Here is a 23927-nt window from a genome sequence, read left to right as displayed (position 1 = left end):
CTACAGCCTATGGCGATGAAAGACGGTTATCAGAATCGAATCGAACTCCTCCAGGGAACCCTGGACATGCTGATCCTCAAGACCCTCCAGTGGGGCGAGCAGCATGGATATGGCATCAGCCAGACCATTCGCGCGAATTCCGGCGACGTGTTGCAGGTTGAAACCGGCTCGCTCTATCCGGCGCTGCATCGGCTGGAGCGCCAACGCTGGGTCAAGGCTGAATGGAAGCAGAGCGAAAGCAATCAGCGCGCGAAGTTCTACAAGATTACGAAGCTCGGCAAGGAGCAACTGGCCTCCGATTATGAACGCTGGGGAAAGATGGTCGCGACAATCGAAGGCATCATGACGGCCAAGTGAGGTGGCGCGTGAGACTATTTTCATTTTTGCGGCGCAAATCGGAACTGATTGAAGAGATCGAGAGCCATCTGAATCTGGCCATCGCAGACCGGATAGCACGCGGGCAATCACCCGCGGATGCACGCAAATCGGCCATGCGCGAACTCGGGAATGCTCCCTTGATTGCCGATGTAACACGCGACCAGTGGAAATGGCTGCGGCTCGAGTTGTGGATGCACGATGTCCGTTATGCGATGCGCCAGTTGCGCAAGTCGCCCGGCTTCACATTTACCGCCATCATCACTCTCGCGCTCGGCGTCGGAGCGAATACAACAGTCTTTTCTATGATCAATGGCCTGCTTCTCCGGCCGCTCGCGGTGCCGGCCAGCGATCGGCTGGTCGTCATAGGAATGGACACAGACGGCCCCCGGCGAAACTACAGCTTCCCCGAATCGATCTTCCGTGGGATCGAGTCCCGGCACGAGGCCTTCACCGATGTGTTTGCCTTCGATCATGACAAGTTCCAGGTGAAGAGCGGAAGTGGCAACGAACTAGTCCCCGGCCAATTCGTGAGCGGATCGTTCTTCCGCGAACTACAAACTCCGCCTCTCCTGGGGCGAACGCTGACACCGGAAGACGATCGAACCGGCGGAAATCCCAACGGTTTCGGCGTGGTGATCGGCGAAAGCTATTGGATTACGCGGTTCAATCGCGCTCCCGACGTCATCGGGCGCAAGCTCGAAATCGATCGAGTGGTCTTCACCGTAGTCGGGGTCATGCCCAGGCGGTTCATCGGCGGGGATCCCCTGCAGCGGCCGCAGATCTTTGTGCCGCTTGCGACAGAGCCCGTCGTCAATCGGGAGCGCAGCCTTACAGCGTATGGATATCACGCCTGGTGGCTCACCGTGATGGGTCGCCTGCAGCCCGGAGTCACGTTGGAGAAAGCCAATGCGCAGGTAGCTGCGATCACAGGTGCCGTCATGCGTGCGAAGGTGCCCGACGCGAAGTGGATCGCGAACCGCGAGAAGTACCACTTCCGATTTGCGGCGGAGCCGGGATCGACAGGAGCCAACTACGTCCGCATGAGCTTTCGCAAGCCGCTGGTCGCAGTATTCGCCATGTGCGGTGGGATTCTGCTGCTGGCTTGCCTCAATCTTGCCAGCCTGCTGCTGGCGCGAGGCACCGCGCGCCAGCGGGAACTGGCCACACGCATGGCGATGGGAGCCTCTCGCGGCAGGCTCATCCAGCAGTTGCTCGTGGAGGGCCTGCTGCTGGGCATGATCGGATCGCTGGCCGGCCTGGCGATTGCGCCGGTGGTCAGCAAATCACTCGCTGCCATGCTGCTGACAGGCGGTAATGGCATGGTTCTCGACACCTCGCTGGATGTGCGCGTGTTTGGCTTCGCCGCTCTCGCGGCGATTGTGGCCACGTTGCTCTTCGCGCTCGCTCCCGCAATCCAGGCCACCTCGCGAGCCCTCATCGATCGCATCAAGGATGGTCAGCACGCCACTCAAACCCGCGAGCGGCGCGGGATTCTTCCACGCGTGCTGCTGGGTGTGGAAGTGGGTCTGGCCTTGATGCTGGTGGTGGGGGCAGGACTGCTGGCATCGAGCCTGGTGCGGCTTTACACCAGCAACTTGGGCTTCGATCCGCGCGGCGTCCAGAATATTGCCTTCAACATGGACAAGCTCGGACTCAAAAACGATGCGCTGATGGCTTTCTACCGTGAAATGGGCGACCGGCTGCAACATCAACCCGGCGTAAAGAGCGTGAGCTTCGCGCAAATGGTTCCCTTGACGGGCTATCAGTGGGACGAAAACTTTCCAGACCCCGCCGGAGCAGACCACGACATCTACATGAACAGCGTGGCGCCCCGCTACTTCGACACCATGCGCATTCCCATCTTCGCCGGGCGCGACTTTACGTGGAATGACACCAAGGCTGAGGTGCTGAAGATTGTCCTCAACCAGTCGGCTGCAAAGCTGCTGGCCCCTGACGGAAACGTGCTGGGGCGGACCGTCAAAAACCACGATGGAGACAAGTTGGTTTCCTATCAGGTTGTGGGTGTCGTGGGAGATGCCAAGTACACTGATCTGCGCACCCCAGCGCCTCCCACCGCGTACGTGCCCATGACGCAGGCCGAGGAACACATGCAGTCTTATCAGGCTGTGGTGCGCATCGACGGATCGGCTGCGCCCCTTGCCTTAGCGGCCCGCACCCTTGTTACGCAGATGGCGCCCTCAATACCGGCTCCGGAGATGACTTCGATGGAGACCATTGTGGACGAGTCGCTTGCGTCGGAGCGCATGATGGCCTTGTTATCGGTTTTCTTCGCCATCTGCGCGCTGGCCGTCACGGCAGTTGGCCTCTATGGCACGCTGGCCTACGCCACGGCGCGGAGAACCAGCGAGATTGGCATCCGCATGGCGCTCGGAGCACGGCGCGCGCAGGTGGCGCAGATGGTCTTCGGGCAAAATCTCTGGGTGGTCCTTGGAGGCACGATCTTTGGACTTGCAGCCGCCTTGATGGCTGACCGCGCGCTCGCCAGTTTCCTTTACCTGACCTCAACGCGCGACCCATGGGTGATTGCCGGATCACTTCTGGCGCTGGCCGTGATTGCCTGCGCCGCATCGCTGCTGCCCGCTCTCCGCGCCGCACGCATTGAGCCCATGAGCGCGATACGCTGCGAATGATCGGTTGGATGCCCATGCCCCGTAGGGACGAAGCGGGAATAGCCCAGGACAAACCGAGGCGAAACTGAAGGGACAGCCATGGGAAATCAGCCATTGAGAATAATCCAGCCCCGGAGATGCGCCGTCCCGATCATTGAAGCTGGGACGTGTTCAGTTTCTCCCGGATCGAAATCACGGCGTCGGAAGTGATAAGCCGTCTGCTGCACACAAGACAACGTGCCATGTGCTCGACATAGGCGTGACGGGATTTAATTAGATCCGCGTTCGCGTGCTGTGCTTCTCTTTTGAACTCGTGGACTTGGGGAAGCCCGACCGGAATAAGTTCGAGAGCCTGTTCGTACGCGTCGAACCACCCCCATTCTTTCAGGGTGTGTTCAAAGTGCAGACGAAGGCGCAGCCCCTCTTTACAATCGCGGTTCATGTGACCTCCGGGGAAGCCAGACGGCTGTCAGCGTGCGGCAGGGGAGATTCTGAAATCGTGGCCTACTTCGGCGATAAGGTCTGCACGATATCTTACAGACGATTCGTGGATTCTTCAAAACAGAGTTGATGCGGGGCAAGTCGCACCAGTGTTTAGACGCATGAGCGGGCGGCAAGTTGCGGCTGACGATAGCGGCAGACATCCATCCAGTAGGGGGCGACCGAAACTCCTGGGACATTTCGATTTCTCGACGTCAAGCCCCAAATTCCATCACTGCCCTCTAACACCCTCAAAGCAAACGCTAAAAAAGTTCCCCGTGTTTGCAGGTTATTTCGCCAATTGGCCTACGCTGAATCTATCTGGCCAACCGCCGATGAACGGTGTCGAACGCAGTTTCACACGGTGAAGCCCTTACTGACCCCAGAGCAACAACGTTCCGGGAGCATCTCTGACCCCTGACGCCCGAACCCTCCTTCTAAGTCCAATGCTCAGAGGACTCTGTATCTAACTTCTTTGCTTGGACGACTTTGCAGGTTTTAAACCCCGTAACCCACTGAAAAGGCGAACTTCCTCCCAGAGATGGGGTGGGGGTATCCCGGAGAACGAACACACAACACGGAGGAGACACGGTAGTCGAAGTATCAACAAAGTACGCAGGCACCCCGCCGCTCTGGCTACCCATGAAATAACACCACCGTCCGAGTATCGTAGGCGCATGAGGTTTGCTCGACCAATGAGGCATTTCCAAGCTCGCCGGAGCACCGCCGCAGCGAGCCTGATGTTCCTTGCCCTCACCGCGCAAATCGTCTCCGCCCAGACGCCGACGCTCAAGACGCGCACCAGGGAAGAGCGCGAACGCGAATTCCAGGCCAGCCATCGCATCACGCTCAACGTTCAGGTAACCGACGCCGCAGGAAAGCCCGTCACCGACCTCGACGCACAGGACTTCACAATCCTCGACAACCACCATTCCCGCAAGCTCGCAGCATTCCACGCCATCGACGGCCAGGCCATGAACGATGCCACCGAAATTGTCATCGTACTCGATGCAGTCAACAGCACCTCCCCTGCGCTCGAAGCGGAGAAGGCCGGCATCTTCAAGTTCCTCGCCGGGGCCCACGGTCCGCTCCCCTACCCAACCTCATTCGTCCTCTTGTCGAGTGGCCACCTCAAGGCGACCGCTGCAACCACCGATCGCAACGCGGTGGGCCGCGCCTTCGTCGGCATCACGAAGAACCTCCACTCCAATGTCTGTGCTCCGGTGGATGCTTCGGAAGGGCAAGCCACCGCGGGTGGCGTCGGTGCTCTGGGCTCCAGCAACATTGGCGATCGCGCGGTGGGCGTTGCCACATGCCTCGAGCAGCACTTCAAGGACTCGATTTCAGCGCTCGATGGCATTGCGCAAAAGCAGCTCGCCGTCGGAGGCAGAACCATCCTCATCTGGGTCGGCCCCGGGTGGCCCCTTCTCTCGGATGTCGAGTTTCAGCAATTATCGCCAAAGGCGCGGAAAGGGTTCTTCGCGGAGACTGTATCCGTGCTTCACGATCTGCGTGCGGCACAGGTGACCGTCGATCAAGTAGGCCCACGCGATGCGACGCGCGAATCCGAGATCGCACGTGTGAATTTGCCTCAATTGACTTCAGGAACTGCATCGCCGGAATATGCCGGGCCGGGCAGCCTCGCATTACAGGTCCTTGCTCAACAAACCGGCGGCCGCGTGATGGCGACAAGCAGCGACATTGCGGCGGACCTTGCTAAATTACTCGACGACGCCGACTGGTATTACGCAGTTTCGTTCAGCCCGCCGCCGGCACAGAACGGAGTAGAGTTGCACTCGCTCGAAGTGAAGGTGAACAGGCCTGACCTGCACGTACGCACCATGACCGCGTACTACACCGAGCCTTGATGCCAGAGTCTATTTCTGAGTTTCCTGCGCAATTACTCCAGCGCGTCCGGGTGCAGTGCGATGTTCTTTTCCCCCGCCGCCTTGCGCTCGTTGTAAGCCTTTAGCCAGTCTTCCCAGTGCTTGCCGGCAGCGCGATCCTTGCCCGAGAACTCGAGCCGCGCGATCTCGGCGTAGCTCAATTTCAACTTTGCCGTAGACTTCGGCGAAAAGTACTGCACGTAGGAATCGACTAAACTCGCTCCGGTCGAGCGATTGAAGATGTATGCTTCGATCCGCTCGCCGCTCCTGGTCGTGATTGTCACGTCCCCGCGATAGTCGAAGGCCTTTTCGAGCGCATTGCGCAGGTCATCGTCACTGGCAAGCTCCGGAATCCATCCTTCGAGCCGCTCGTGTTCGGTTCCCGGCGCGAGTTCCAGTGATTCGATCTGCTCGATCGTGTACTTCGCAACTTCACCGGTCATGCGTTCGTCTCCTCCAGGCTCCGCGCGCCGTGCTCGATCTGCACCAGAGTCGCCGGCCCATGCGGCGCAGGCTCATTCAGCAGCCGCAGCGCGTGCTCATCCTTGTAAGTCGAGAACGTCCCGCGAATCATCCCCCAGATTCCTCGCAGCGAACCAAACCCATCGATCACTGCGGAAGGCTCATAACCGCAACTCACCATGCAGTTGGCGCACTTCGGATTGCCCGATGCGACGCCATACTCTTCCCATTTCGTCGTCTCCAGCAGCTCCTGGAACGTCTCCGCGTATCCATCCTGTAGCAGGTAGCATGGCCGCTGCCAACCGAAAATGTTGTACGCAGGCGAGCCCCAAGGCGTGCACTCGTACTTGCGGTCGCCCATCAGGAACTCCAGAAACAGCGGCGACATGTTGAACTTCCACGTCTTCTTCCGGTTCGACAGGATCGTCCGGAACAGTCTCCGCACACGCGCGCGCCCCAGAAACCGCTGCTGATCCGGCGCCATCTCGTAGCTGTAGCCCGGAGACAGCACGATACCCTCGACGCCCATCGCCATCACGTCGTCGAAGAAGCCACGCACATTGTTCGGATCGGTGCCGTCAAAGAACGTCGCATTGGTCGTGACGCGGAAGCCGCGCTTCACCGCGTCCTTGATTCCTTCGACCGCCAGGTCATATCCGCCCTCGCGACAAACTGAGAAGTCATGGTGTTCGCGGTCGCCGTCGAGATGCACAGAGAATGTCAGGTATTTCGATGGAGTGAACTCCGGCAGGCGCCTCTTTAGTTCCAGCGCGTTCGTGCACAGGTAGATGTACTTTTTCCGCGCAATCAGTCCATTCACAATTTCCACGATCTGCGGATGCAGGAGCGGCTCACCGCCGGGGATGGAGACCATTGGCGCACCGCACTCTTCCACCGCGCTGAAGCATTCCTCCGGCGTGAGCATGCGCTTCAGCACATGGGGCGGATACTGCACCTTGCCGCAGCCGGCGCACGCCAGGTTGCAGCGGAAAAGCGGCTCGAGCATCAGCACAAGCGGATAGCGCTTGTTGCCGCTGAAGCGCTTCTTCAGTACATAGGTGGCAACCGTCCACATCTGTGAGATCGGAACAGCCATTCTTGTTTATCCCTTGGGGGCAGTAGCCCCGTTCAATTCTGTTTTCGTTCTTTCCAAGAAGCGCAACCAAACGTTGCTTGAAACCAATTCCTAACCTAAGAAGCGCCCTCGATTGTCCGCACGTAGCTCGTCAACGCCATGAGTGGGAAGTATTGCCGGTACATCGTGTATGCCAGATAAAACACTTTTGGGAAACCCGTTCCCGTGATGATGCCCTCGCGCTTTGCGCCTTCACCCATCGATTCGTCCCAACTTCCATTCGCAAGTTGGCGCGCCAGCAACCAGCGCACACCCTTGGCAATTGAGTCTGACCGATCGTCACCGGCTGCCAGCAACGCAAGGAGCGCCCATGCCGTCTGCGAAGGTGTGCTTGGTCCAACCCCGCGCGTATTGGGATCATCATAACTGCCGCAGGTTTCGCCCCATCCGCCATCGGCGTTCTGCACCATGCGAATCCACTCCGCCGCCTGCTGAACCTGCGGCTCGTTGTGTTCAAACCCGATCGCATCCAGCCCGCGAAGCACCAGAAATGTGCCGTAGATGTAGTTAACCCCCCAGCGTCCAAACCAGCTTCCGTCCGGCTCCTGCTCGCTGAGAATGAACTTGATGGCCTTTTCAACTCGCTTGTCGGCACGGGTATACCCGTAGCAGGCCAGCATCTCCAGCATGCGTCCCGTAATATCCACCGTCGGCGGATCCAGCATCGCATTATGATCCGCGAACGGAATGTACTGGAAGATCATCTTGGTGTTGTCTTTGTCGAAGCTGCCCCAGCCGCCATTGCGGCATTGCATGGCAAACTCCCACTCAATCGCGCGCTGCTCCACCTGGTGCTGATAACGCTCGCGCGGATTGTCGACCTTGCTCAGCGCGAGCAGAACCTGCGCCGTGTCATCTGTATCGGGATAGAACTCGTTATTGAACTCGAAGTACCAACCGCCCGGCTCGGTCTTCGGAGCTTTCACGGCCCAATCGCCCTTGTGCCGCACTTCCTTCGACAAAAGCCAATCGGCAGCCTTCAACATCCGCGGATCGGTGCGGGGAACGCCTGCCTCTCCCAGTGCATACAGCGCCTGCGCCGTATCCCACACCGGAGACATACACGGCTGCATGCGGAACGTTGGCTCAGGCATCACGTCGTTGGCCGGTTCTTCAATTCCGAGCTTCTCAAATTCATCGCGCGCGCGAATCACCTGCGGATCGTCTTCCGAATACCCGAGGCAGCGCAGTGCAATAATCGCGTTCATCATCGCCGGGTAGATGGCGCCGAGGCCGTCCGACATCTCCAGCCGTTCCAGCATCCACTGCTCCGCCTTCTTCAAGGCGAACTTGCGCAACGGACGGATATGCACCGCTTCAAACCAATGCGTAATGCGATCGATAACAATAAAAAAAATTCGCCACGAAATCAGATTCTTCGAATCCCAGCGAAGACGAAGGCTCGCGTTTGCACGACCGCCGATAAAGAGCTCATCGATGCTATGCTCGGGCGAAATCTTCTTGAATGGTTTCTTCGCGTAGATGATCGCGAGCGGCACCAGAATCGAACGCGACCACGCTGAAATCTCATAGATATTGAAATAGAACCAGTTGGGAAAGAGAACAATCTCCGGTGGAATTGCGGGCACAGCGTCGTAGTCATATTGCCCGAGCGCACAAAGATACATCTTTGTAAAGGTGTTGCATTCCACCACTCCGCCGTGCGCCAGGATCCACTCGCGGCACTTTGCCAGCCGGGGATCGCTCACCGGAATCTCCATCAGCTTCGCTGAAAAGTAACATTTCACGGTAAGCGAAATGTTGCCGGGACCGCCGGGATAGAGGCTCCAACTGCCGTCTTCTTTCTGATACCGCATCATTTCGGTGCATGCGCGTTTCAGGCGTTCGGGATCTCCCGACTCGAGCAGCGTGTGCAGAAAGATGTAATCGGCCTCCAGCATCGCGTCCGCTTCAAGTTCCCCGCTCCAGTACCCATCGGCGTGCTGCAGCGAAAGCAGATACTCGCGTGAGCGATCAATTGCCGATTCCACATCAGCAAGGGCCGCATCCAGACGGCCGAACCTCGGTGCCGCGGATTTTCTCTGTCCTTGCTGAATACCCATTGCGATAACTGATCCTTTATCAAACAAAAATACCTGGAATTCACGCGATTAGATGCGTCATTTCTTGCGAAGAGGGGCCGATCTGCCGAACCATGAATGGCCCGGAACACACGTACGCAGGATTGATGTCTCCAACAGTCCGGCTATGCACCCTAACGAACCGGCACGGCTTGCGTACCGCCCGGTCCACCGATGGCTTGGATGATCTCCGGAGGCAGGCCGAAACGCACATTTTCGGGCATTACCTCAACCTCTTCGACGTTGGAGTAGCCGTTTTGACGCAAATAATTGACCACGTCCTCCACGAGCACTTCCGGGGCCGATGCGCCTGCAGTCACCGCGACCGTCGACACCTTCTCAAGCCATTTCGGGTTGATTGCCTGGGAGTTATCAATCAGGTACCCGATCGTTCCAAGATTCCGGGAAACCTCAACCAGTCGGTTGGAGTTCGAACTATTCGTCGACCCAACCACCAGCACCATGTCCGCATTGTGGGCCACATTCCGCACCGCAACCTGGCGATTTTCCGTCGCATAGCAGATGTCCTGCGAGTGCGGTCCCGCAATATTCGGGAATTTCTCTTTCAAAGCGTGGATGATGTCCCGCGCTTCGTCGAGCGAGAGTGTCGTCTGGGTCAGATAGGCCACCCGGTTTGGATCCGGGACTTGGAGAGCCGCAACTTCGGCCACATTCGAAACCACTTGTGTCACATCGGGAGCTTCGCCAAGGGTACCCTCGATCTCATCGTGGTCACGATGCCCAATCAGGACCAGCGAATAGCCCTGCTTTGCAAATTTGACCGCCTCAATGTGAACCTTCGTGACCAGCGGGCAGGTTGCGTCTATCACCTTGAGACCACGGCCCTTACTCCGTTCCCGCACGGCTGGCGAAACGCCGTGAGCCGAGTAAATCACGCGCTGACCATCCGGAACATCATCGATCTCGTGTACGAAAATCGCACCCTTCTCGGCCAATTCGTTCACAACATAGCGGTTGTGAACAATCTCGCGCCGGACGTAAATGGGCGCGCCAAAGGTTTCCAAAGCGATCTTGACGATGTCGATTGCTCGAACGACGCCGGCGCAGAAGCCGCGCGGTTTGAGCAGAAGAACCCGCTTCTGACTGGGGGAATTCTCGCCCTGGACGCTGTTGGGGACTGAATCAAGCGTGGTTATAGTCACAGCACCATTATACCAATGAGTGGACCCCTTCCGAGGTCGCGGAGGGTGGGATATCAGCTTGGTTCCTCATACATGTTCACTGGTGTCAGGTTCAGATTCTGGATCCCCCTAGGGAAGTCCCATTTGGCGCAGAATTGCGGGGCGGCTGCTATCGGTTGCGCTGAATGAGGAGAATCCAAAGGATTCCCAATTTCGATCGTGATTGTCATAGAAACCGATGCCAGGGCCTCCCGAAATCCAGGGTCCAAATGCTCCAAATCCGCCCCCCGCCGCACCAGTATCCTTCGCCTCCAGGATTTTCCTGCGATTCTTGTAGAGAATAATCACGGTTGGATTTGTACCGGTGGCCGTAGCTGTTATGACGTCGCCTTCAGCGAGATAAGTGGCGCTGCTTCCCGTCTCGAAATTCCAGTAACTGCCGTTGGGGCCATTCCAACGCGCGATATGACAATACTGATTGTCAGACATCACGCTGCAGTAGGCTTCGTATCCCGTGATGCTCCTGGACGTAATCGTTGTTCTCAATCTCAGCTCGACTTCATGGCAGCAGCCGCCCATGGGCACATTATTGATGTGGACGGTTGCCGTGACTGACTGGGTAGGACCCCACGACCCGGCAAGAATTGCAGTTGGATCACCGAACTCGGTAGGCTCATCGACGCCATAAGCGACGCTGTGATTGGTTTGTACATTGCCCCACAGACGCCCTCTCGACCAGAGACTTCCTCCTGCCCGGATACTCGCGCCTGCACTGCTTCCCCCGACCCAGACTCCGCTTTCGCTGATTGGATTCTCGATCTGCGGAAACGATGTCCTGTAGAAATGCTCGCCTCTCGCATCGCTCGAGACCACAGCCGCTGGACTCTTTGCATTGCCCCGGTCCCTGCTGCATCCACTACCAAGCAGAGGTGCAATCGAGAGAATGAGAATGGCTCGCTCCCAACTGGTGAAAAGTCTTTGTGCGATCATACGTACTCTCCAATCGTCCAAATCTGGCGAGAGTTCAGGAAATCATGAATCTGGTTCTGATCGCCATCGCCCGAGGGTTAATTCTCGGGGCCATCTATGAGCGTCGGAAGCAGCGACGATGTTGAGCGGCCTTTACGGCGATGTGCGAGCAGCATCAGTAACTTCACGGCATTACCACAAAAATCCAGCCGGATTACCAAATGGGTCTGGCAACTACTTGTCAGGTGCCCTAACGTCAAGGTCTGTTACTTCGTTGGCAGCGGAGCATAAACGTGACGATGGAAACGAATGCGGTTCTTCCTCAGAATGCGAATAAAAGCGAAAATCCCGCCATCGTGAAAGAGCGGTCAATCTACCCCAATCTCAAGCTCAGGGTCTATACAACCGGCATGCGTCAAAATCGCCTGGCAAGACTCGTCGGCATCGACGAGGCCTACCTCAGCCGGATTATCAACGGAGTTCGAGCGCCTGGGAAACAGATGCAGGAACAAATCGCCCAAGTGCTCGGCTGCGATGCTGAATGGCTCTTTCAACAGACAACTGTGCAAATCCCGGTGGACATAGCCGGCAGCAACCAAAAGCTGGGATAGCAGCTGCACCTGCACACTGCTGCGGGGTTTCGCAACAAGGGAGCCTCGTAACGACTGCATCGAACATGCAATTCGACCCTTTCTCCGCCCGATCCAGGCGAACGTGCAGGGCTCTGATGTGATCGTTGAGCGAGTGCCCCTTATCACCTCGCATTCGTTTCCCTCTACTGGTTAATGATTGTTCCTTTGTTTTGCCTTTAAGGCAATGACGACGGTGCCGTCTATTGGCAGGCGTGTGCAAGATTCCCGTGTAAATCGGAACGCATTCTCTTCTGATACGGTCCCGCAACCCAATCTCAGATCATCCGATCCGTCACCCGATAAGGACAGTCCTCCCACTGTCAGTTGCCACAGCGTTCAGCGCCTTTGAATGTTGTTCTGGCGATCCACTCGGATAATCACTGGGAACAACACTCAGGAATGGGTTCGCTAGCGGCGAAATTCCGATCGCGAACGCGCCGCGTCCAATCGACATGAAATAAGCCAACGTCAATCGCTGGGATGCCGATGCGTAGAGTGGATTGACTCAAACCTGGCGAGGATTAGGTTTCTCGCGCAAAATGCGTCGTTTGCGCGAGGGACGTGCGCCTTTCCTTGAGCCAAACGGGGTAACTGTTTTCGAGGTTACTAGTCACTCTACTTCGCCTTTACAATCTGAAATCTAGCCCTATTTTAAGTACCACCTTCGGGTTACTTACTTGATTCAAACTTAAATGTCTCAATATGTTGCAAACTGAGTACAAAGGTAATCAGTACATACCACATCCGTGACCATCGTCACCTGTACCTCACCCCATCCAAGGGCGATTCTGCATGTAGTCATCCGGTGCGCGTCATCGGTTCTCCTGCGGCAAGATCAGCGAGCTTTCTGCATCGGTGACGGGATTATCAGGAACTTTGGAACAGGTGATGTCGATGGATAGATTCTGCAATATTTCATTTTCCGTTATTGAAGATAAAGTTGTAACCGCTCGTCCAGCAGTCAACCAGACAAAAGGCCGTTTCAGTGGATCAAAAAAGGGCTGGGCCATGGCGCTGGGATTGGCAGCAATGGCAATTACAGCCGGTCTCGCGGGCTGTGGTTCAAACTCTGGCGCATTCTCGTCGGCAAACCAAAGCTCGTCTGTGCTGTCCGTAAGTCCTTCGACGATCGATTTTGGCGACGTGAGCGTCGGGGTACCCGTATCTCGGAGCGTGTCCATCACGAATTCGGGCGCCACTTCAGTGCAGATCGGGCAGTTGAGCATATCGGGCAGTGCCTTCACGGTGGATCCAACTGCGGTGCAGGCTCCCCTGCCCGCTGGCAAGAGCATGAGCGTACAGGTGAACTATGCCCCGGCGTCGGCGACTGACTCAACCGGCCAACTGAGCGTCACTGCGATGACTGCCAAGCATGAAACCGTGGCAGGCTGGGTGAAGTTGCATGGAAAGGGTTCCAGTTCGTCCTCGGCTACTCTCACAGGTTTGAGTTGCGCGAGTACTACCATGGTCGTGGCAGGAACAGATACTTGCACCGTGTCATTGAGTGCGCAGGCTCCGAAGGGCGGACTTACGGTTAACCTCGCGAGCAGCAGCGGCTCTGTGACGGTTCCGGCCTCAGTTGTGGTCCCCTCCGGCGCCACGAGTTCGACTTTTGCGGCATACACATCGGCCGTGACGGCTTTGCAGACGGTCACACTGACCGCAAAGCTAGGAAAGGTCTCAAAGACAACTTCGATCAATCTGAGTGGTTCGGCAGCGCCGTTGACGCCTTCTATCGGCGCACTCTCATGTGCAGGCAGTTCGTTTACGGGTGCGGCCACGACGGTATGCACCCTCTCCTTGACTTCGGCGGCTCCGTCTGCCGGTCTTAGCGTAAGCGTGGCAAGCAGCAGCAGTTCGGTAACAGTCCCAGCGGCCGTGTCCGTAGCCTCTGGCACGTCTGCGGCCTCATTCAATGCAAATGTAGCCTCCGTAAGCACATCGCAGACAGCGACGTTGTCAGCGAGTGCGAATGCTTCTTCAAAGAGCTTTGTAATGCAACTGAATGCAACAAAACCGGCGCTGAGCCTCAGCGCCAATTCGCTGGCATTCGGCAATGTTTCGCTTGGCACGGCGGTCACAAAGTCAGTAACGGTCACCTCGAGCGGTACGGCGCCGGCCAGCATCAACTCTGTCTCAATCACGGGGACAGGCTTCTCGATGTTGGGAGGGACCTCCCCTGTCACTCTCAATCCGGGGAAGTCTACGGTGCTGTCGGTTCAATTTGATCCGACCCAGGCAAGTTCAGTCACCGGACAGTTAACTTTGTCGAGCAATGCGCCTTCGGTGGCTGTCAGTCTGAGCGGGACGGGAACAGAGGTTACTCCGGGGGTGAGTGCTGTGAAATGCAGCAGTACTTCCATCACTGGATCGATGGCTGACTCTTGCACAGTGACACTGTCGAGTTCTGCGCCGGCGGGTGGCGTGAGCGTCGTGCTCGCAACCAGTAACTCCGCGGTTTCGGTGCCCAGTTCAGTGACCGTTCCCGCGGCAGCAACGAGTACGTCCTTCATAGCAAGTGTGGTCTCGGTGACCAGCACGCAATCTGCAACTCTGACCGCATCTACGGGCAGTAATGCCAAGGCAATTTCACTACAACTAAATGCAGCCACATCCGCACTGAAGTTGAGTACGACATCACTCTCGTTCGGCAATGTTCCGGTTGGTACCGCAGTCGCGAATTCGGTGACAGTTACCTCCAGCGGCACCGCCGCAGTCACGATCAACGCCGCTACGACGTCAGGGACGGGGTTCTCCCTTGCGGGAGGAAGCTTCCCTGTCACGCTGAATCCGGGACAGGCCACGGTACTTACTGTCAAGTTTGATCCCACATCAGCGAACTCGACAACCGGGCAACTGACGATTTCAAGCAACGCGTCGCCAGCTACGGTAAGCCTTAGTGGCACCGGGACAACGTTGACTCCAACCATCAGCGCCGTAAGCTGCAACAGCACATCCATCACAGGGTCGATGGCGGACGCCTGCACAGTGAGTCTGTCGGGTTCTGCGCCGGCAGGCGGCGTGAGTATCATCCTCGCATCAAGTAACGCCGCCGTTTCAGTGCCCAGTTCGGTGACCGTTCCGGTAGCGGCGACAAGTACGTCCTTCATTGCAAATGTGTCCTCCGTGACCGGCACGCAGTCTGTAACCCTAACCGCGACGACGGGGAGCACTTCCAAGGCAGTTGCTTTGCAACTCAATGCAGCCACGCCTGGACTCAGCCTGAGCACGACATCTCTCTCCTTCGGCAACGTCTCCTTAGGAACGTCGATCACGAAATCGGTGACAGTCACCGCGAGCGGCACGGTCGCGGTCACGATCAGCGCCGCCACGGCTTCCGGAACGGGATTCTCGGTTACGGGAGGAAGTTTCCCTGTTACGTTGAATCCCGGACAGGCGACTGTAGTAACAGTTCAGTTCAATCCCGCATCAGCCAACTCCTCAACCGGACAGCTGACGATTTCGAGCAATGCGTCCACAGCTACGGTAAGCCTTACCGGCGCCGGGACAACAGTGACTCCAACCATCGGCGCCATAACCTGCAACACCACAACCATCACTGGATCCATGGCGGATTCGTGCACGGTGAGCTTGTCGGGTTCTGCGCCAAGCGGAGGTGTAAGCGTTGGGCTCGCCAGCAGCAGCAGCGCAGTGACGGTGCCAAGCGCCATATCCGTAGCTGCAGCCGCAACGAGCGCGACATTCACAGCAAATGTGGCTTCGGTTTCCAGCGCACAGTCCGCAACTGTGACTGCATCGACAGGAACCGTTTCCAAGGCGGTGTCCCTGCAGCTAAACGCCGCGACCCCGACACTGACCGTGAATGCAACGAGCATCGCCTTTGGCCCGGTGGTTGTGAACAATTCAACGACGCAGACCATTACGCTCAATTCAACTGGCACGGCGCCAGTGACGGTGAATTCGTTGTCAGTAACCGGCAGCGGTTTCTCGGCTTCGCCCCTGAGCCTGCCGAAAACGCTGAACCCGGGACAAGCGATCACGGTAACGCTAACTTTCAACCCGTCGGCAGTAGGCGCAGCTGCGGGCCAATTGAGCATCGGCAGCAACTCGTCGACGAATCCAACATTGGCAATAACTCTCAGCGGGACGGGCAATCCGCATGAAGTGGAGTTAAGCTGGGTGCCCCCGTCAAATTCCAGCGTTCCGGTCGCGGGTTACAACATATATCGCGCATTGGGCACGGGCAGTTCATTCGTCGTATTAAATTCGATGGACATTCAAACTGCATACGTCGATACATCGGTCCAAACTGGACAGACCTATCAGTACTACGTGACGAGCGTGGACTCATCGGGGATGGAAAGCGCACCATCAAACACGACCACTGTTACCATTCCATAAAGCGCTTCAGCGAACATGCGCGCCGCCCATACTCGGGCGGCGCGTTTATTTGTGGCTGATCAGATCGAATACTTGGGTTGCTGCTTCAGCGGCATCGCCGCGCGCTCCTGCAAAACAAACCGCTTTGTCGGCAACGCGCAGAAAGAAGTCGATCATTTCGGGAGATTTCGCGATTTCATGAGGAGTGTTACGCAGCAAAAGCATGACCGCTTCCCCCTGCGACATCTCCTGAACATCCCACGTCGCACCCGGACTGTAGTCGAGGGCCAGAATCCAACCTACGGGCGCAGGGTTCGTGGCAAAGCGGGAGTCTAGTTCTTCCGGTAGAACAAGCGTCTGCAGCAGACCTCCCTTGCGAAGGAGAAGCGGCCGAGGGTAAGAGTGGATGCGTCCCTGGCCGTCGATGAGAGCATACTCATCGGAAAAATGGGACGCGCCGCGGCGAAGAAGCTCGGCAACCAGAGAAGATTTCCCCGCGTGCGAGGAGCCCGGAACCAGCAGTGCCCTGCCCTCGATGAGCACAGCGCCCGCATGTATGGCCCGATACATCTTCATGCGATGGACTACCACGTCGTCGAGTGCCTTTACGGCGCCAAGGGAGGCATCGTGGAGCGTGACGGCGGATACTGCAAACTTCTGGTCGACCTCGACCCGAAAGCGGTCCTCTTCCCTGTCGACAAATAGATGTATATCCGGAGAGGATGGTGCAGGCTCGCTGCGCGGCAACGGTGGGAATATATAGCGGTCAAGCGCATCGCGAATTTCGGAGTCGGCGCTTTCAACCAAAATGGAGGAGTCGAAAGCGCGAATACCGAAGACAAAATTACCACGAGAGGCCATGGTTAAAAGAGTAATTGACGCGGAAACAAAAATGGCGGCCCTGCTCGGCCGCCATTTTTGGCTTTAGGTACTGCATCGCGCTCCGCAACCCAGGCAGGGAACGATGTCCAGCAGATCCGGGAAAAAGTTGTGGAATCTACGAACGAATTCGTTTCTCTGGTTCAGTGATCGAGTCTTGCTAAAACTCTGATCAGAAGTTGCGTTTGTGGTTCTTCGGAACATCGGCACGCGGACCGTGATAGTCGGCCGAGCTGGCATGCTGCGCGTGCGCCTTTTGCTCACCAATGGTGAGCGACACCACTAGAGGAAGCGCAACTGCACCTAACCCCGCAAGCACTTCGCGACGAGTCGCTTTCGGAGACGCTCCCGAAATCTTCACGAGATTCTTTTCCTGAAACTGAAGGATGCAAGCTTCCGCAAGTTCGTCCGTGACGTTGGGATCAAAGCTACGACGCATCTCGTCAGCCACTCCGGCGACGGTGATAGCGGAGGAGCAAGCGTCCCAGGCAGCTGCAGCAGTCGCGTTCATCGCGAATACCGTTTCGTTGTTTGAGTTGCGTACGACGCGAGAACCGTCAGGCATGGAGTTGACAACCAAATCTTTCGCATTTACACGTTCAACTTGCATCGGGACTCTCCTTGTTTCGCACTGCGATGTGGGAATCGCTGCAACTTCACGAGCAGAATATCGGAGGCAAGCCAAAGGGCAATACATTAACTTGCTTGGCGAGCTTGTCCGAAGTAATGGCGGAGGTCTTTCGGTAATCTCCCCAGCATGGTACTTTCCGGGGACATGCAAAAACTTTGGATTTGGGGAGAGTGTGGAAAGCCGGACCTCGTTGCTCTAATCGCGGGAGAATTGGTAAAGGCATGTTATACAGACTGTAAGTGCTATGGAAGGCGGGAATGAAGGTTCTCGATCGCGACACCGGCAACCTGCTGCGGGCAGTGGTTCAGCCGCACTCTGCAACCGGTGGAAAGACGGTTGCGAAGCTGGCGACGCAGATCTCCTGTTGGGATGTGGCTATCGAGGCCGCAAGGCACCACGGCATTTTGCCGATGCTCTACGCCGCGCTTGCCGCCAACAGAGCGGCCATTCCACCAAAGGCGCTGGAGCTTCTCCGAAGCGAGTTCGAACGCAATGCGTTTCACTGCTTCGCGAATGCGTCCGAACTGCTTCAGGTTCTCAGTGCGTTTGAACTGGCTGGAATTCCCGCAATGCCCTTCAAGGGCGTGGTGCTGGGTGCTTCAGCTTACGGCGACATGACGGCGCGGACCGCGGGCGATCTGGACGTTCTGATCTACTATCGCGATCTGCTGCCGGCCACACGCATCTTGAAAGACCGCGGATATGAAGTTATTACAAAGGTGCGGGAGGATGGCTCTCCCGTTGCGGAAAACTACTTCGAATACCACTTCGAGCGCGCGGCGGACGGGATGGTGCTGGAACTGCGCTGGCAACTCGAGCTGACCCAGCCTCGATACAAATACAACCTTGGAATGGACTGGGTTTGGAACGCGCGGAGGACAGCCAGGCTAGCGGGAGCAGAGGTGCCGCATTTCGACGCGGTTTCGGAACTTCTGATGCTCTGCATGCACGGCAGCAAGCACGCATGGTCGAGGCTGATCTGGATTTGCGACGTGGCAAAGATGCTTGCGAGCGAACCGGAACTGGACTGGGAACTGGCGCGACGGGAAGCAAACCGCGTGGGGTTATGGCGATGCCTCGCACTGGGAGTCATGCTGGCCCAGCGCGTCGCCGGCGCAGAAGTGCCGACTGCGGTCTCGCGGCGGTTTGATAGGGATCGGACGGCTCGAAAGCTTGCCGAGTTCCTGGATGAGAACGTTGTTGTGGCACCGGGCAGTATGCCGGTTGGACGGATTCCGTACAACATACAGCTTCTCGGATTCCGGGATCGGGCTGGGGTCATTTTGTCGCCCGAATTCTTGCGGCCCAACGAGCAGGATCGGGCGGTTGTAAAACTGCCCAAGGCTCTGGAATCGCTTTACTACGTGATACGCCCCTTCCGCTTTCTGATTGACCGTTCAGCGCGGTAGAGCCCCAGACTCTCCAAGCCAGACTCTCCAAGATTTACTTTGTAGATACTACTCAAGCATGAAACATTTACACGATCACAGTGATCGCCAAAGATCGAGTGCCTGTTGAAAACCCGCCCATAAATACGTCAACTTCTAGAATTTATTGGGTCTGCAACCAAAGTAATGTACCTCTCGCACTTTGGTCGCTGCCTTGCATCAGTGCTGCTAGAGATTTTCGAATCCACGGGCCACAACAAAGCACACGCGTAAATTTGTGCGCCGAGTCTGGCAGTATTTCGCATCCTGCTCTGGGCTAGAAAGACTGTTCAGCGTATTGATCGCCAGCTGGCATTTGTCCTGCGATCTGTACGAACAAGGCTTCAGCAACTGAAGGATGTCTCCGTTTGCCGCTTAAAGAACCAGCGACACGCGCACGGGAGGGTTGTGTTTCTGCCCGTCGATCGCGGCCGAGGGTCAGGAAGGAGGAGTGACAACAACCCTTTGCGCCTGAAGTTCGCTTCGCTTCAGGCAATCCGTTCCGCCAAATTTCCGTTCGCCGTTTATTGCTAAGCAGTATTGATCATTCTTCTATTTTGCGGCGGCAAATCGCCCGCGAGCGCATTGGCTTTTAGAACAAAGGTGCGCACGCACCTGCTGAGGAGAAGTAGATGTACCAGTCTGGATTTTGGCCGGTGTTCGGCCACGAACTTGCCGGTCAGCCGGCAGATAAGCGAAAAGGCAATCAAGTCGTTTACAGTTTTTTTGCTTCTACCATTTCCTACCCAATCCTATTTCTTTTTACAAAGAGAGCCATCCGCAGTAGCACGTTGGCCCTTCTGGCCGTTTCCGTCGTCTCAATATTGTCCGGCTGCGGAGGCGTGACCTTCAACAAAAGTTCGTCGCAGACAGGTTCGGGAAGCACGCCGAGTGCGGTCGTGTTGACCATGGTTTCGTGTGGCGTTCAGTCATTGACCGGAGCGCAAACAAAAGTCTGCTCGGTGTATCTGAGCGACGCAGCGACAAGCGCAACTTCAGTGTCTTTGTCGAGCAGCAACCCGGCGCTTGTCGTCCCGGCGTCAGTCGTAGTTGCAGCAGGAGCAAAAACTGCGGAATTCAACGCTGTTAGCGAAGCCGTCAACAAATCAGTGAGCGTGACGATTACGGCAAAGGCGGGTGGCGTCACCGAAACGGAAGTCATCACGCTCGACCCAGTCGCTGGCCCTGACCCTGCGCCTGTGGCACTGAGCAATCTTTCGTGTGCGACGCAATCGGTGACCGGGCCGGCGACTATAACGTGTTCGGTAAATTTGAGCGCTGCCGCCGCTGCCCAGACAGAGGTCATGCTTTCGAGCAGCAGCAACACACTGAAGCCACCGCCTTCAGTAAATGTAGCCGCGGGTAAGACGTCGGCAAGCTTCAGCGTCGCTGCATCAGCCGTGAGCAGTACGCAAAAGACGACGCTGACCGCGACCATGGGCACCGTGTCCAAGTCCCAGTCAATCCTCGTATACGCCCCCGCCGGCGCGCCTGCGCCTGTATCCACGTTGAGCAAGGTTTCGTGTGGCTCGCAGACATTGACAGGCCCCGCGACCGAGTCGTGCGCGGTTTACCTCAGCGCAGCAGCCGCAAGCCAGACGACCGTGATGCTCTCGAGCAGCAGCAGCGCACTGCGGACACCAGCCTCGGTGAATGTCGCCGCCGGTGAAACGACTGCGGCCTTCAGCGTGACGGTATCGGCCATAAGCACTGCTCAAAAGGTGACGCTGACTGCGATTGCTGGTGGAGTGAAGCAGACTGACGTGATCACTCTGTCCCCCGCCCCTGTCATTGCACCCGTCGCAAAGTTGAGCGGGCTTTCTTGTGGGACGGCATCGCTTACGGGAGCACAGACCAAGTCCTGCTCTGTGACTCTGAGTGCAGCCGCGACGAGCCAGATGGTAGTGACACTCTCAAGCAGCAGCGGCGCGCTGCAGGCGCCTGCATCAGTGACCGTGGCCACAGGTGCGAACTCCGCTGCCTTCAGCGTAACGGCGTCTGCGGTAAGCACCACTCAAAACGCCACCCTCTCTGCGACCGCGGGTGGTGTCTCGCTTACCGACGTGATCACTCTTTACCCCACCGCAGCGGTCACGCCCACGCTGAGCAAGGTTTCGTGCACGACGCAGACATTGATTGCCCTGACAACCGATACATGCGCGGTTTATCTCAGTGCGCCCGCGACAAGTTCAACGGTAGTTACACTCACAAGCAGTAACGCTCTACTGCAGGTGCCGGCCTCGGTAACTGTACCCACCGGTTCCGCAGTCGCCGGCTTTAGTGTGATCGCATCGTCAGTCGTCTCACCGGTAACCGTAACTCTGACCGCGACGACAGGCAGTGTGTCCCAGACTCAAGCAATTCAACTTCAACCAAGTTCGTCGGCGCCCGCCGTGCAGCATAAGGTCCAGTTGAGTTGGAATGCTCCGGCCTCTTCTGAGGTTCCTGTTGTGGGCTATAACGTTTATCGTTCAGCAGCAGGTGCTTCGGCCTATGACTTGCTGAATCCCTCTGTGGATGCAACGACAAGCTACACTGACAGCACAGTCCAGAGCGGAGACTCGTACGACTATGTCGTCAAGAGCGTCGACTCAACAGGTGTTGAAAGCCCTCCGTCGAACGTAACGAATGTCACCATTCCGTAAATACGGTCCTGTGCGAACCCGTCTCTCACCAGCAATGGTTGGGGGATGGTGTTCGCGCTGTTTTCGATGAGGGCTTTCCCGGTTCTGCTCTGAACTCAGAGCACCAGCTTGCGGCAGTAGAAGGCCTCGGCGTAGCCGCTGGCAGAATTGCATTCCATCCCGCGCAGGCGCATCAGGCCAAGAAACACGCTTCTATCGAACCAATGCTTGTTGGCCTGAGAGTGGAATGTGTTCATGAGCTGATCCACTTTCCGGTCGCAGATTGTCTGGTCGAGCGGTACGAAGACGCTCGGAGCACCCATATCGCCATCGTATTTCGGAATCTCGTATCCAAGGATGAAGTGGTTGCGGAAGGTGTTCCACGTCAATTCAGAGAGAAGACGATGATCCTGGTGCGCATCCTCGCCGCGGTGGGTGAAAATCACATCCGGTGACACTGTCTTAAGCTCTTCAAAGATGCCCTTCACCTTCTCGCCGTTGTAGGGCATAAACCCATCGACAAACTCGTGAAGATGCAAGGATCCAATTTGCTCCCGGCCAGCGAAGGCGTCAGCACCACGTTGCGCCTCTTCTTTTCGAACCCCGAGCGCACTGAAGACAACCCAGTGCACACGGCATCCAGGATAGTCACTGATGAGCCGAAGGATGGTTCCGCCACAGCCGATCTCGATGTCATCGGAATGCGCGCCGAGGCAGAGAATCGTCAGCGGACGATTCTGTTTCAGATTCAACTTCAAATCGATCATGAGTTAGAGGGCCAGGTCCTATCTTAAGCTACGGTGCTCACGGAAGAACCTTACCGCTGGGTAAGTGCGCCAGACAGCGCGCGCTCGGCGGCCTTCTCTCCGCTCTTGAAGCTTTCGTCCGTCCAGAGGTATCCCCATTCCCCGTAGCGGCCGCAATAAGAGATTCCAATGTCGTCGAGATAGGCGTGAACGGTCTTCACGGCCTCGGCTCGCTCCAGATCGAAGATGATATTGGCATATTTCAGCAGTCTCGCTTCCTTGGTCATAATCTGATCTTCGTCGCGCAGCAGACCACACCGGCGGAGATCGCGAATGACAGGCTCAATCCAATCTTCAGGCTTTCCGGTAAAGGGTTTGTACTTTGAAGAGAAGTAGACCTCTGCCTGGATACTGCCCATTCCCGGAGGAGCATTCTGTGTAGATAGCATGTGCGGGAAGCCCAATCGAGCAAAGCACATGTCCTCATCATAGAAATACGTCATGTGAGCCTTGGAAATGTCTTCGCGGTTGATGCCCAGGTTCACCAGGACGCAGGTGGAGCAGGCCAGGCGCCGGGTTGCATCAACGACATCGGAAGGCGCTCCCTTGATCATCGGAATCAGTTCTGGAAGTGGCACAGACGAGACCAGTTGGTCATACCGGGCAGTTACGCCATTGGCGAATGAGAGCTCGTGCGAATTCGGGTCGATCGCAGTCAGTTCGTGGCCGAGTTTGAGATTGCCGAGCGGAACAAATTTAGTGAGATACCGCACGAATCCGCCGGCAGTCGGATACCGGAAGTTCGTCACATAATGGACGTGAGGAGCGGTGGGAGACAAAGCGCCCAGCAGTACCTCCTCAAGGCTGGGTCGGTAAATGCGCGGCCCAAGCCAGTCAGTGCTGAGATTTTCAGCCGCGGTCAGGTGGTATTTTTTCGTGTACTGCATGGGAAATGTTTCTGAGAAAGTCTTCCCAAAGCTCGCGTACAACCAGTCCGCATAGTTGCGGACGGTGCGTTCCGGAGCATTCTTCTCTTCGACAAAATCACTGATGACCTTGACCACAATGTCATGCGGCAGACCATGGAGGTGGAGCTGCGCAGGATGCTGAGGCCAGTGGCCTCGCCAGTAGTTGTTCAGATAGATCTGTATCGTCTCGTATTTCTGGTCAACACTGTCGGCGAAGATCTCCTGAATTCGAGGGTCCTTTGTGTATGAGATGTGGGGACCCATGTCAAAAATGAAGCCGCCTTCATTTTTAAATGAAGTTGTGTGCCCTCCGTGGTAGGAGTTCTTGTCAAACATCACAGGGCTGATACCTTCCGAATGGAGACGGTAAGCAGCTCCGAAAGCGGCCATTCCGGATCCAATCACAACAAAACTCGGATTAGACATTGAGGGAACTCCTTGAAAACCAGGGGGATCTTCTACTGCCAAGTGAAAACAATCCTTGTATTCGTCTGAAATTGAGCCAATCTTATCCTG

20 protein-coding genes and 1 pseudogene are annotated in these 23927 nt (G+C 56.8%); 8 read left to right on the top strand and 13 right to left on the bottom strand.

The genetic code is table 11. The annotated features are described in order from the left end of the window. The first annotated feature begins 9 nt into the window (after positions 1 to 9). A complete protein-coding gene (locus WCA10_RS12270; RefSeq protein WP_472822807.1) occupies positions 10 to 357 on the top strand; it encodes a PadR family transcriptional regulator in 348 nt (115 codons plus the stop codon). Between the two features lie 8 nt (positions 358 to 365). Further along, the gene (locus tag WCA10_RS12265) at positions 366 to 3029 is read left to right on the top strand and encodes an ADOP family duplicated permease (RefSeq protein WP_472822806.1); all 2664 of its coding nucleotides are present in this window, start codon (positions 366 to 368) and stop codon (positions 3027 to 3029) included. Positions 3030 to 3159: 130 nt separating this feature from the next. Here the strand turns inward: WCA10_RS12265 and WCA10_RS12260 are convergent, their stop codons facing one another. Further along, entirely contained in the window at positions 3160 to 3450 is a 291-nt protein-coding gene (locus tag WCA10_RS12260) for a hypothetical protein (RefSeq protein WP_472822805.1), read from the bottom strand. A 733-nt stretch (positions 3451 to 4183) separates the two neighbouring features. Between WCA10_RS12260 and WCA10_RS12255 the strand changes: the two genes are divergently transcribed. Then, complete coding sequence (locus WCA10_RS12255; RefSeq protein WP_472822804.1) at positions 4184 to 5356, top strand: VWA domain-containing protein; 1173 nt, start codon at positions 4184 to 4186, stop codon at positions 5354 to 5356. 32 nt (positions 5357 to 5388) lie between these two features. Here the strand turns inward: WCA10_RS12255 and WCA10_RS12250 are convergent, their stop codons facing one another. From WCA10_RS12250 to WCA10_RS12230, 5 genes are all read right to left on the bottom strand, one after another. Then, a complete protein-coding gene (locus tag WCA10_RS12250) occupies positions 5389 to 5817 on the bottom strand; it encodes a hypothetical protein (RefSeq protein ID WP_472822803.1) in 429 nt (142 codons plus the stop codon). Next, positions 5814 to 6932, bottom strand: coding sequence for an adenosyl-hopene transferase HpnH (gene hpnH, locus WCA10_RS12245; RefSeq protein ID WP_472822802.1), 1119 nt, complete (start codon positions 6930 to 6932; stop codon positions 5814 to 5816). The genes WCA10_RS12250 and hpnH overlap by 4 nt, the downstream gene beginning before the upstream one ends. Positions 6933 to 7027: 95 nt before the next feature. Then, on the bottom strand, positions 7028 to 9034 hold the full coding sequence (gene shc, locus WCA10_RS12240; protein WP_472822801.1) for a squalene--hopene cyclase: 2007 nt from the start codon (positions 9032 to 9034) through the stop codon (positions 7028 to 7030). Positions 9035 to 9186: 152 nt separating this feature from the next. Then, the gene (locus tag WCA10_RS12235) at positions 9187 to 10209 is read right to left on the bottom strand and encodes a 4-hydroxy-3-methylbut-2-enyl diphosphate reductase (protein WP_472822948.1); all 1023 of its coding nucleotides are present in this window, start codon (positions 10207 to 10209) and stop codon (positions 9187 to 9189) included. A gap of 114 nt (positions 10210 to 10323) precedes the next feature. Continuing rightward, positions 10324 to 11184 (bottom strand): hypothetical protein, encoded by an 861-nt coding sequence (locus WCA10_RS12230; RefSeq protein ID WP_472822800.1) that lies wholly within the window; start codon positions 11182 to 11184, stop codon positions 10324 to 10326. 278 nt (positions 11185 to 11462) lie between these two features. On the opposite strand from WCA10_RS12230, the gene WCA10_RS12225 reads away from it, so the two are divergent. After that, positions 11463 to 11774 carry a helix-turn-helix domain-containing protein gene (locus WCA10_RS12225; protein ID WP_472822947.1) on the top strand — a complete coding sequence of 104 codons (312 nt, stop codon included), beginning with the start codon at positions 11463 to 11465 and terminating at the stop codon, positions 11772 to 11774. Between the two features lie 833 nt (positions 11775 to 12607). Here WCA10_RS12225 and WCA10_RS12220 read toward each other — a convergent pair. Continuing rightward, positions 12608 to 13039 (bottom strand): hypothetical protein, encoded by a 432-nt coding sequence (locus WCA10_RS12220; protein ID WP_472822954.1) that lies wholly within the window; start codon positions 13037 to 13039, stop codon positions 12608 to 12610. Here WCA10_RS12220 and WCA10_RS12215 point away from each other — a divergent pair. Then, positions 12939 to 15242, top strand: a pseudogene (locus WCA10_RS12215) (beta strand repeat-containing protein); the annotation flags it as partial. The gene WCA10_RS12220 and the pseudogene WCA10_RS12215 overlap by 101 nt on opposite strands. On the opposite strand, the gene WCA10_RS12210 reads toward WCA10_RS12215, so the two are convergent. After that, positions 15209 to 15571, bottom strand: a complete 363-nt coding sequence (locus WCA10_RS12210) for a hypothetical protein (protein WP_472822953.1) — start codon at positions 15569 to 15571, stop codon at positions 15209 to 15211. The pseudogene WCA10_RS12215 and the gene WCA10_RS12210 sit on opposite strands and share 34 nt — an antisense overlap. Positions 15572 to 15575: 4 nt before the next feature. On the opposite strand from WCA10_RS12210, the gene WCA10_RS12205 reads away from it, so the two are divergent. Then, complete coding sequence (locus tag WCA10_RS12205; RefSeq protein WP_472822946.1) at positions 15576 to 16157, top strand: choice-of-anchor D domain-containing protein; 582 nt, start codon at positions 15576 to 15578, stop codon at positions 16155 to 16157. Between the two features lie 45 nt (positions 16158 to 16202). On the opposite strand, the gene WCA10_RS12200 is transcribed toward WCA10_RS12205, so the two are convergent. Beyond that, complete coding sequence (locus WCA10_RS12200; RefSeq protein ID WP_472822799.1) at positions 16203 to 16997, bottom strand: hypothetical protein; 795 nt, start codon at positions 16995 to 16997, stop codon at positions 16203 to 16205. Between the two features lie 190 nt (positions 16998 to 17187). After that, positions 17188 to 17625, bottom strand: coding sequence for a PqqD family peptide modification chaperone (locus WCA10_RS12195; RefSeq protein ID WP_472822798.1), 438 nt, complete (start codon positions 17623 to 17625; stop codon positions 17188 to 17190). A 278-nt stretch (positions 17626 to 17903) separates the two neighbouring features. On the opposite strand from WCA10_RS12195, the gene WCA10_RS12190 reads away from it, so the two are divergent. Then, complete coding sequence (locus tag WCA10_RS12190) at positions 17904 to 19055, top strand: nucleotidyltransferase domain-containing protein (RefSeq protein WP_472822797.1); 1152 nt, start codon at positions 17904 to 17906, stop codon at positions 19053 to 19055. A 943-nt stretch (positions 19056 to 19998) separates the two neighbouring features. Here WCA10_RS12190 and WCA10_RS12185 read toward each other — a convergent pair. Beyond that, positions 19999 to 20580, bottom strand: coding sequence for a hypothetical protein (locus tag WCA10_RS12185; protein WP_472822796.1), 582 nt, complete (start codon positions 20578 to 20580; stop codon positions 19999 to 20001). Positions 20581 to 20611: 31 nt separating this feature from the next. Between WCA10_RS12185 and WCA10_RS12180 the strand changes: the two genes are divergently transcribed. After that, positions 20612 to 21718 carry a hypothetical protein gene (locus tag WCA10_RS12180; protein WP_472822795.1) on the top strand — a complete coding sequence of 369 codons (1107 nt, stop codon included), beginning with the start codon at positions 20612 to 20614 and terminating at the stop codon, positions 21716 to 21718. Between the two features lie 95 nt (positions 21719 to 21813). Here WCA10_RS12180 and WCA10_RS12175 read toward each other — a convergent pair whose 3' ends face one another. Together WCA10_RS12175 and WCA10_RS12170 are read right to left on the bottom strand one after the other, a co-directional pair. Then, the gene (locus WCA10_RS12175; protein WP_472822794.1) at positions 21814 to 22464 is read right to left on the bottom strand and encodes a PIG-L deacetylase family protein; all 651 of its coding nucleotides are present in this window, start codon (positions 22462 to 22464) and stop codon (positions 21814 to 21816) included. A gap of 50 nt (positions 22465 to 22514) precedes the next feature. Then, positions 22515 to 23837, bottom strand: coding sequence for a protoporphyrinogen/coproporphyrinogen oxidase (locus WCA10_RS12170; protein ID WP_472822793.1), 1323 nt, complete (start codon positions 23835 to 23837; stop codon positions 22515 to 22517). Between the last annotated feature and the right edge of the window lie 90 nt (positions 23838 to 23927).

The sequence above is a fragment of the Occallatibacter sp. genome, assembly GCF_049582745.1.
In the GTDB taxonomy this organism is placed as follows: Bacteria; Acidobacteriota; Terriglobia; order Terriglobales; family Acidobacteriaceae; genus Telmatobacter.
This window is presented reverse-complemented; position numbering and strand designations above follow the sequence as displayed.

Bases quoted from the DNA above. Each gene is read 5' to 3' on its own strand.
- WCA10_RS12195 (WP_472822798.1), bottom strand. From the start codon at position 17,625: ATGCAAGTTGAACGTGTAAATGCGAAAGATTTGGTTGTCAACTCCATG.
- WCA10_RS12190 (WP_472822797.1), top strand. From the start codon at position 17,904: ATGAAGGTTCTCGATCGCGACACCGGCAACCTGCTGCGGGCAGTGGTT.
- WCA10_RS12170 (WP_472822793.1), bottom strand. From the start codon at position 23,837: ATGTCTAATCCGAGTTTTGTTGTGATTGGATCCGGAATGGCCGCTTTC.
- hpnH (WP_472822802.1), bottom strand. From the start codon at position 6,932: ATGGCTGTTCCGATCTCACAGATGTGGACGGTTGCCACCTATGTACTG.
- WCA10_RS12250 (WP_472822803.1), bottom strand. From the start codon at position 5,817: ATGACCGGTGAAGTTGCGAAGTACACGATCGAGCAGATCGAATCACTG.
- WCA10_RS12230 (WP_472822800.1), bottom strand. From the start codon at position 11,184: ATGATCGCACAAAGACTTTTCACCAGTTGGGAGCGAGCCATTCTCATT.
- WCA10_RS12270 (WP_472822807.1), top strand. From the start codon at position 10: ATGGCGATGAAAGACGGTTATCAGAATCGAATCGAACTCCTCCAGGGA.
- WCA10_RS12175 (WP_472822794.1), bottom strand. From the start codon at position 22,464: ATGATCGATTTGAAGTTGAATCTGAAACAGAATCGTCCGCTGACGATT.
- WCA10_RS12255 (WP_472822804.1), top strand. From the start codon at position 4,184: ATGAGGCATTTCCAAGCTCGCCGGAGCACCGCCGCAGCGAGCCTGATG.
- WCA10_RS12260 (WP_472822805.1), bottom strand. From the start codon at position 3,450: ATGAACCGCGATTGTAAAGAGGGGCTGCGCCTTCGTCTGCACTTTGAA.
- WCA10_RS12200 (WP_472822799.1), bottom strand. From the start codon at position 16,997: ATGGCCTCTCGTGGTAATTTTGTCTTCGGTATTCGCGCTTTCGACTCC.
- shc (WP_472822801.1), bottom strand. From the start codon at position 9,034: ATGGGTATTCAGCAAGGACAGAGAAAATCCGCGGCACCGAGGTTCGGC.
- WCA10_RS12225 (WP_472822947.1), top strand. From the start codon at position 11,463: ATGGAAACGAATGCGGTTCTTCCTCAGAATGCGAATAAAAGCGAAAAT.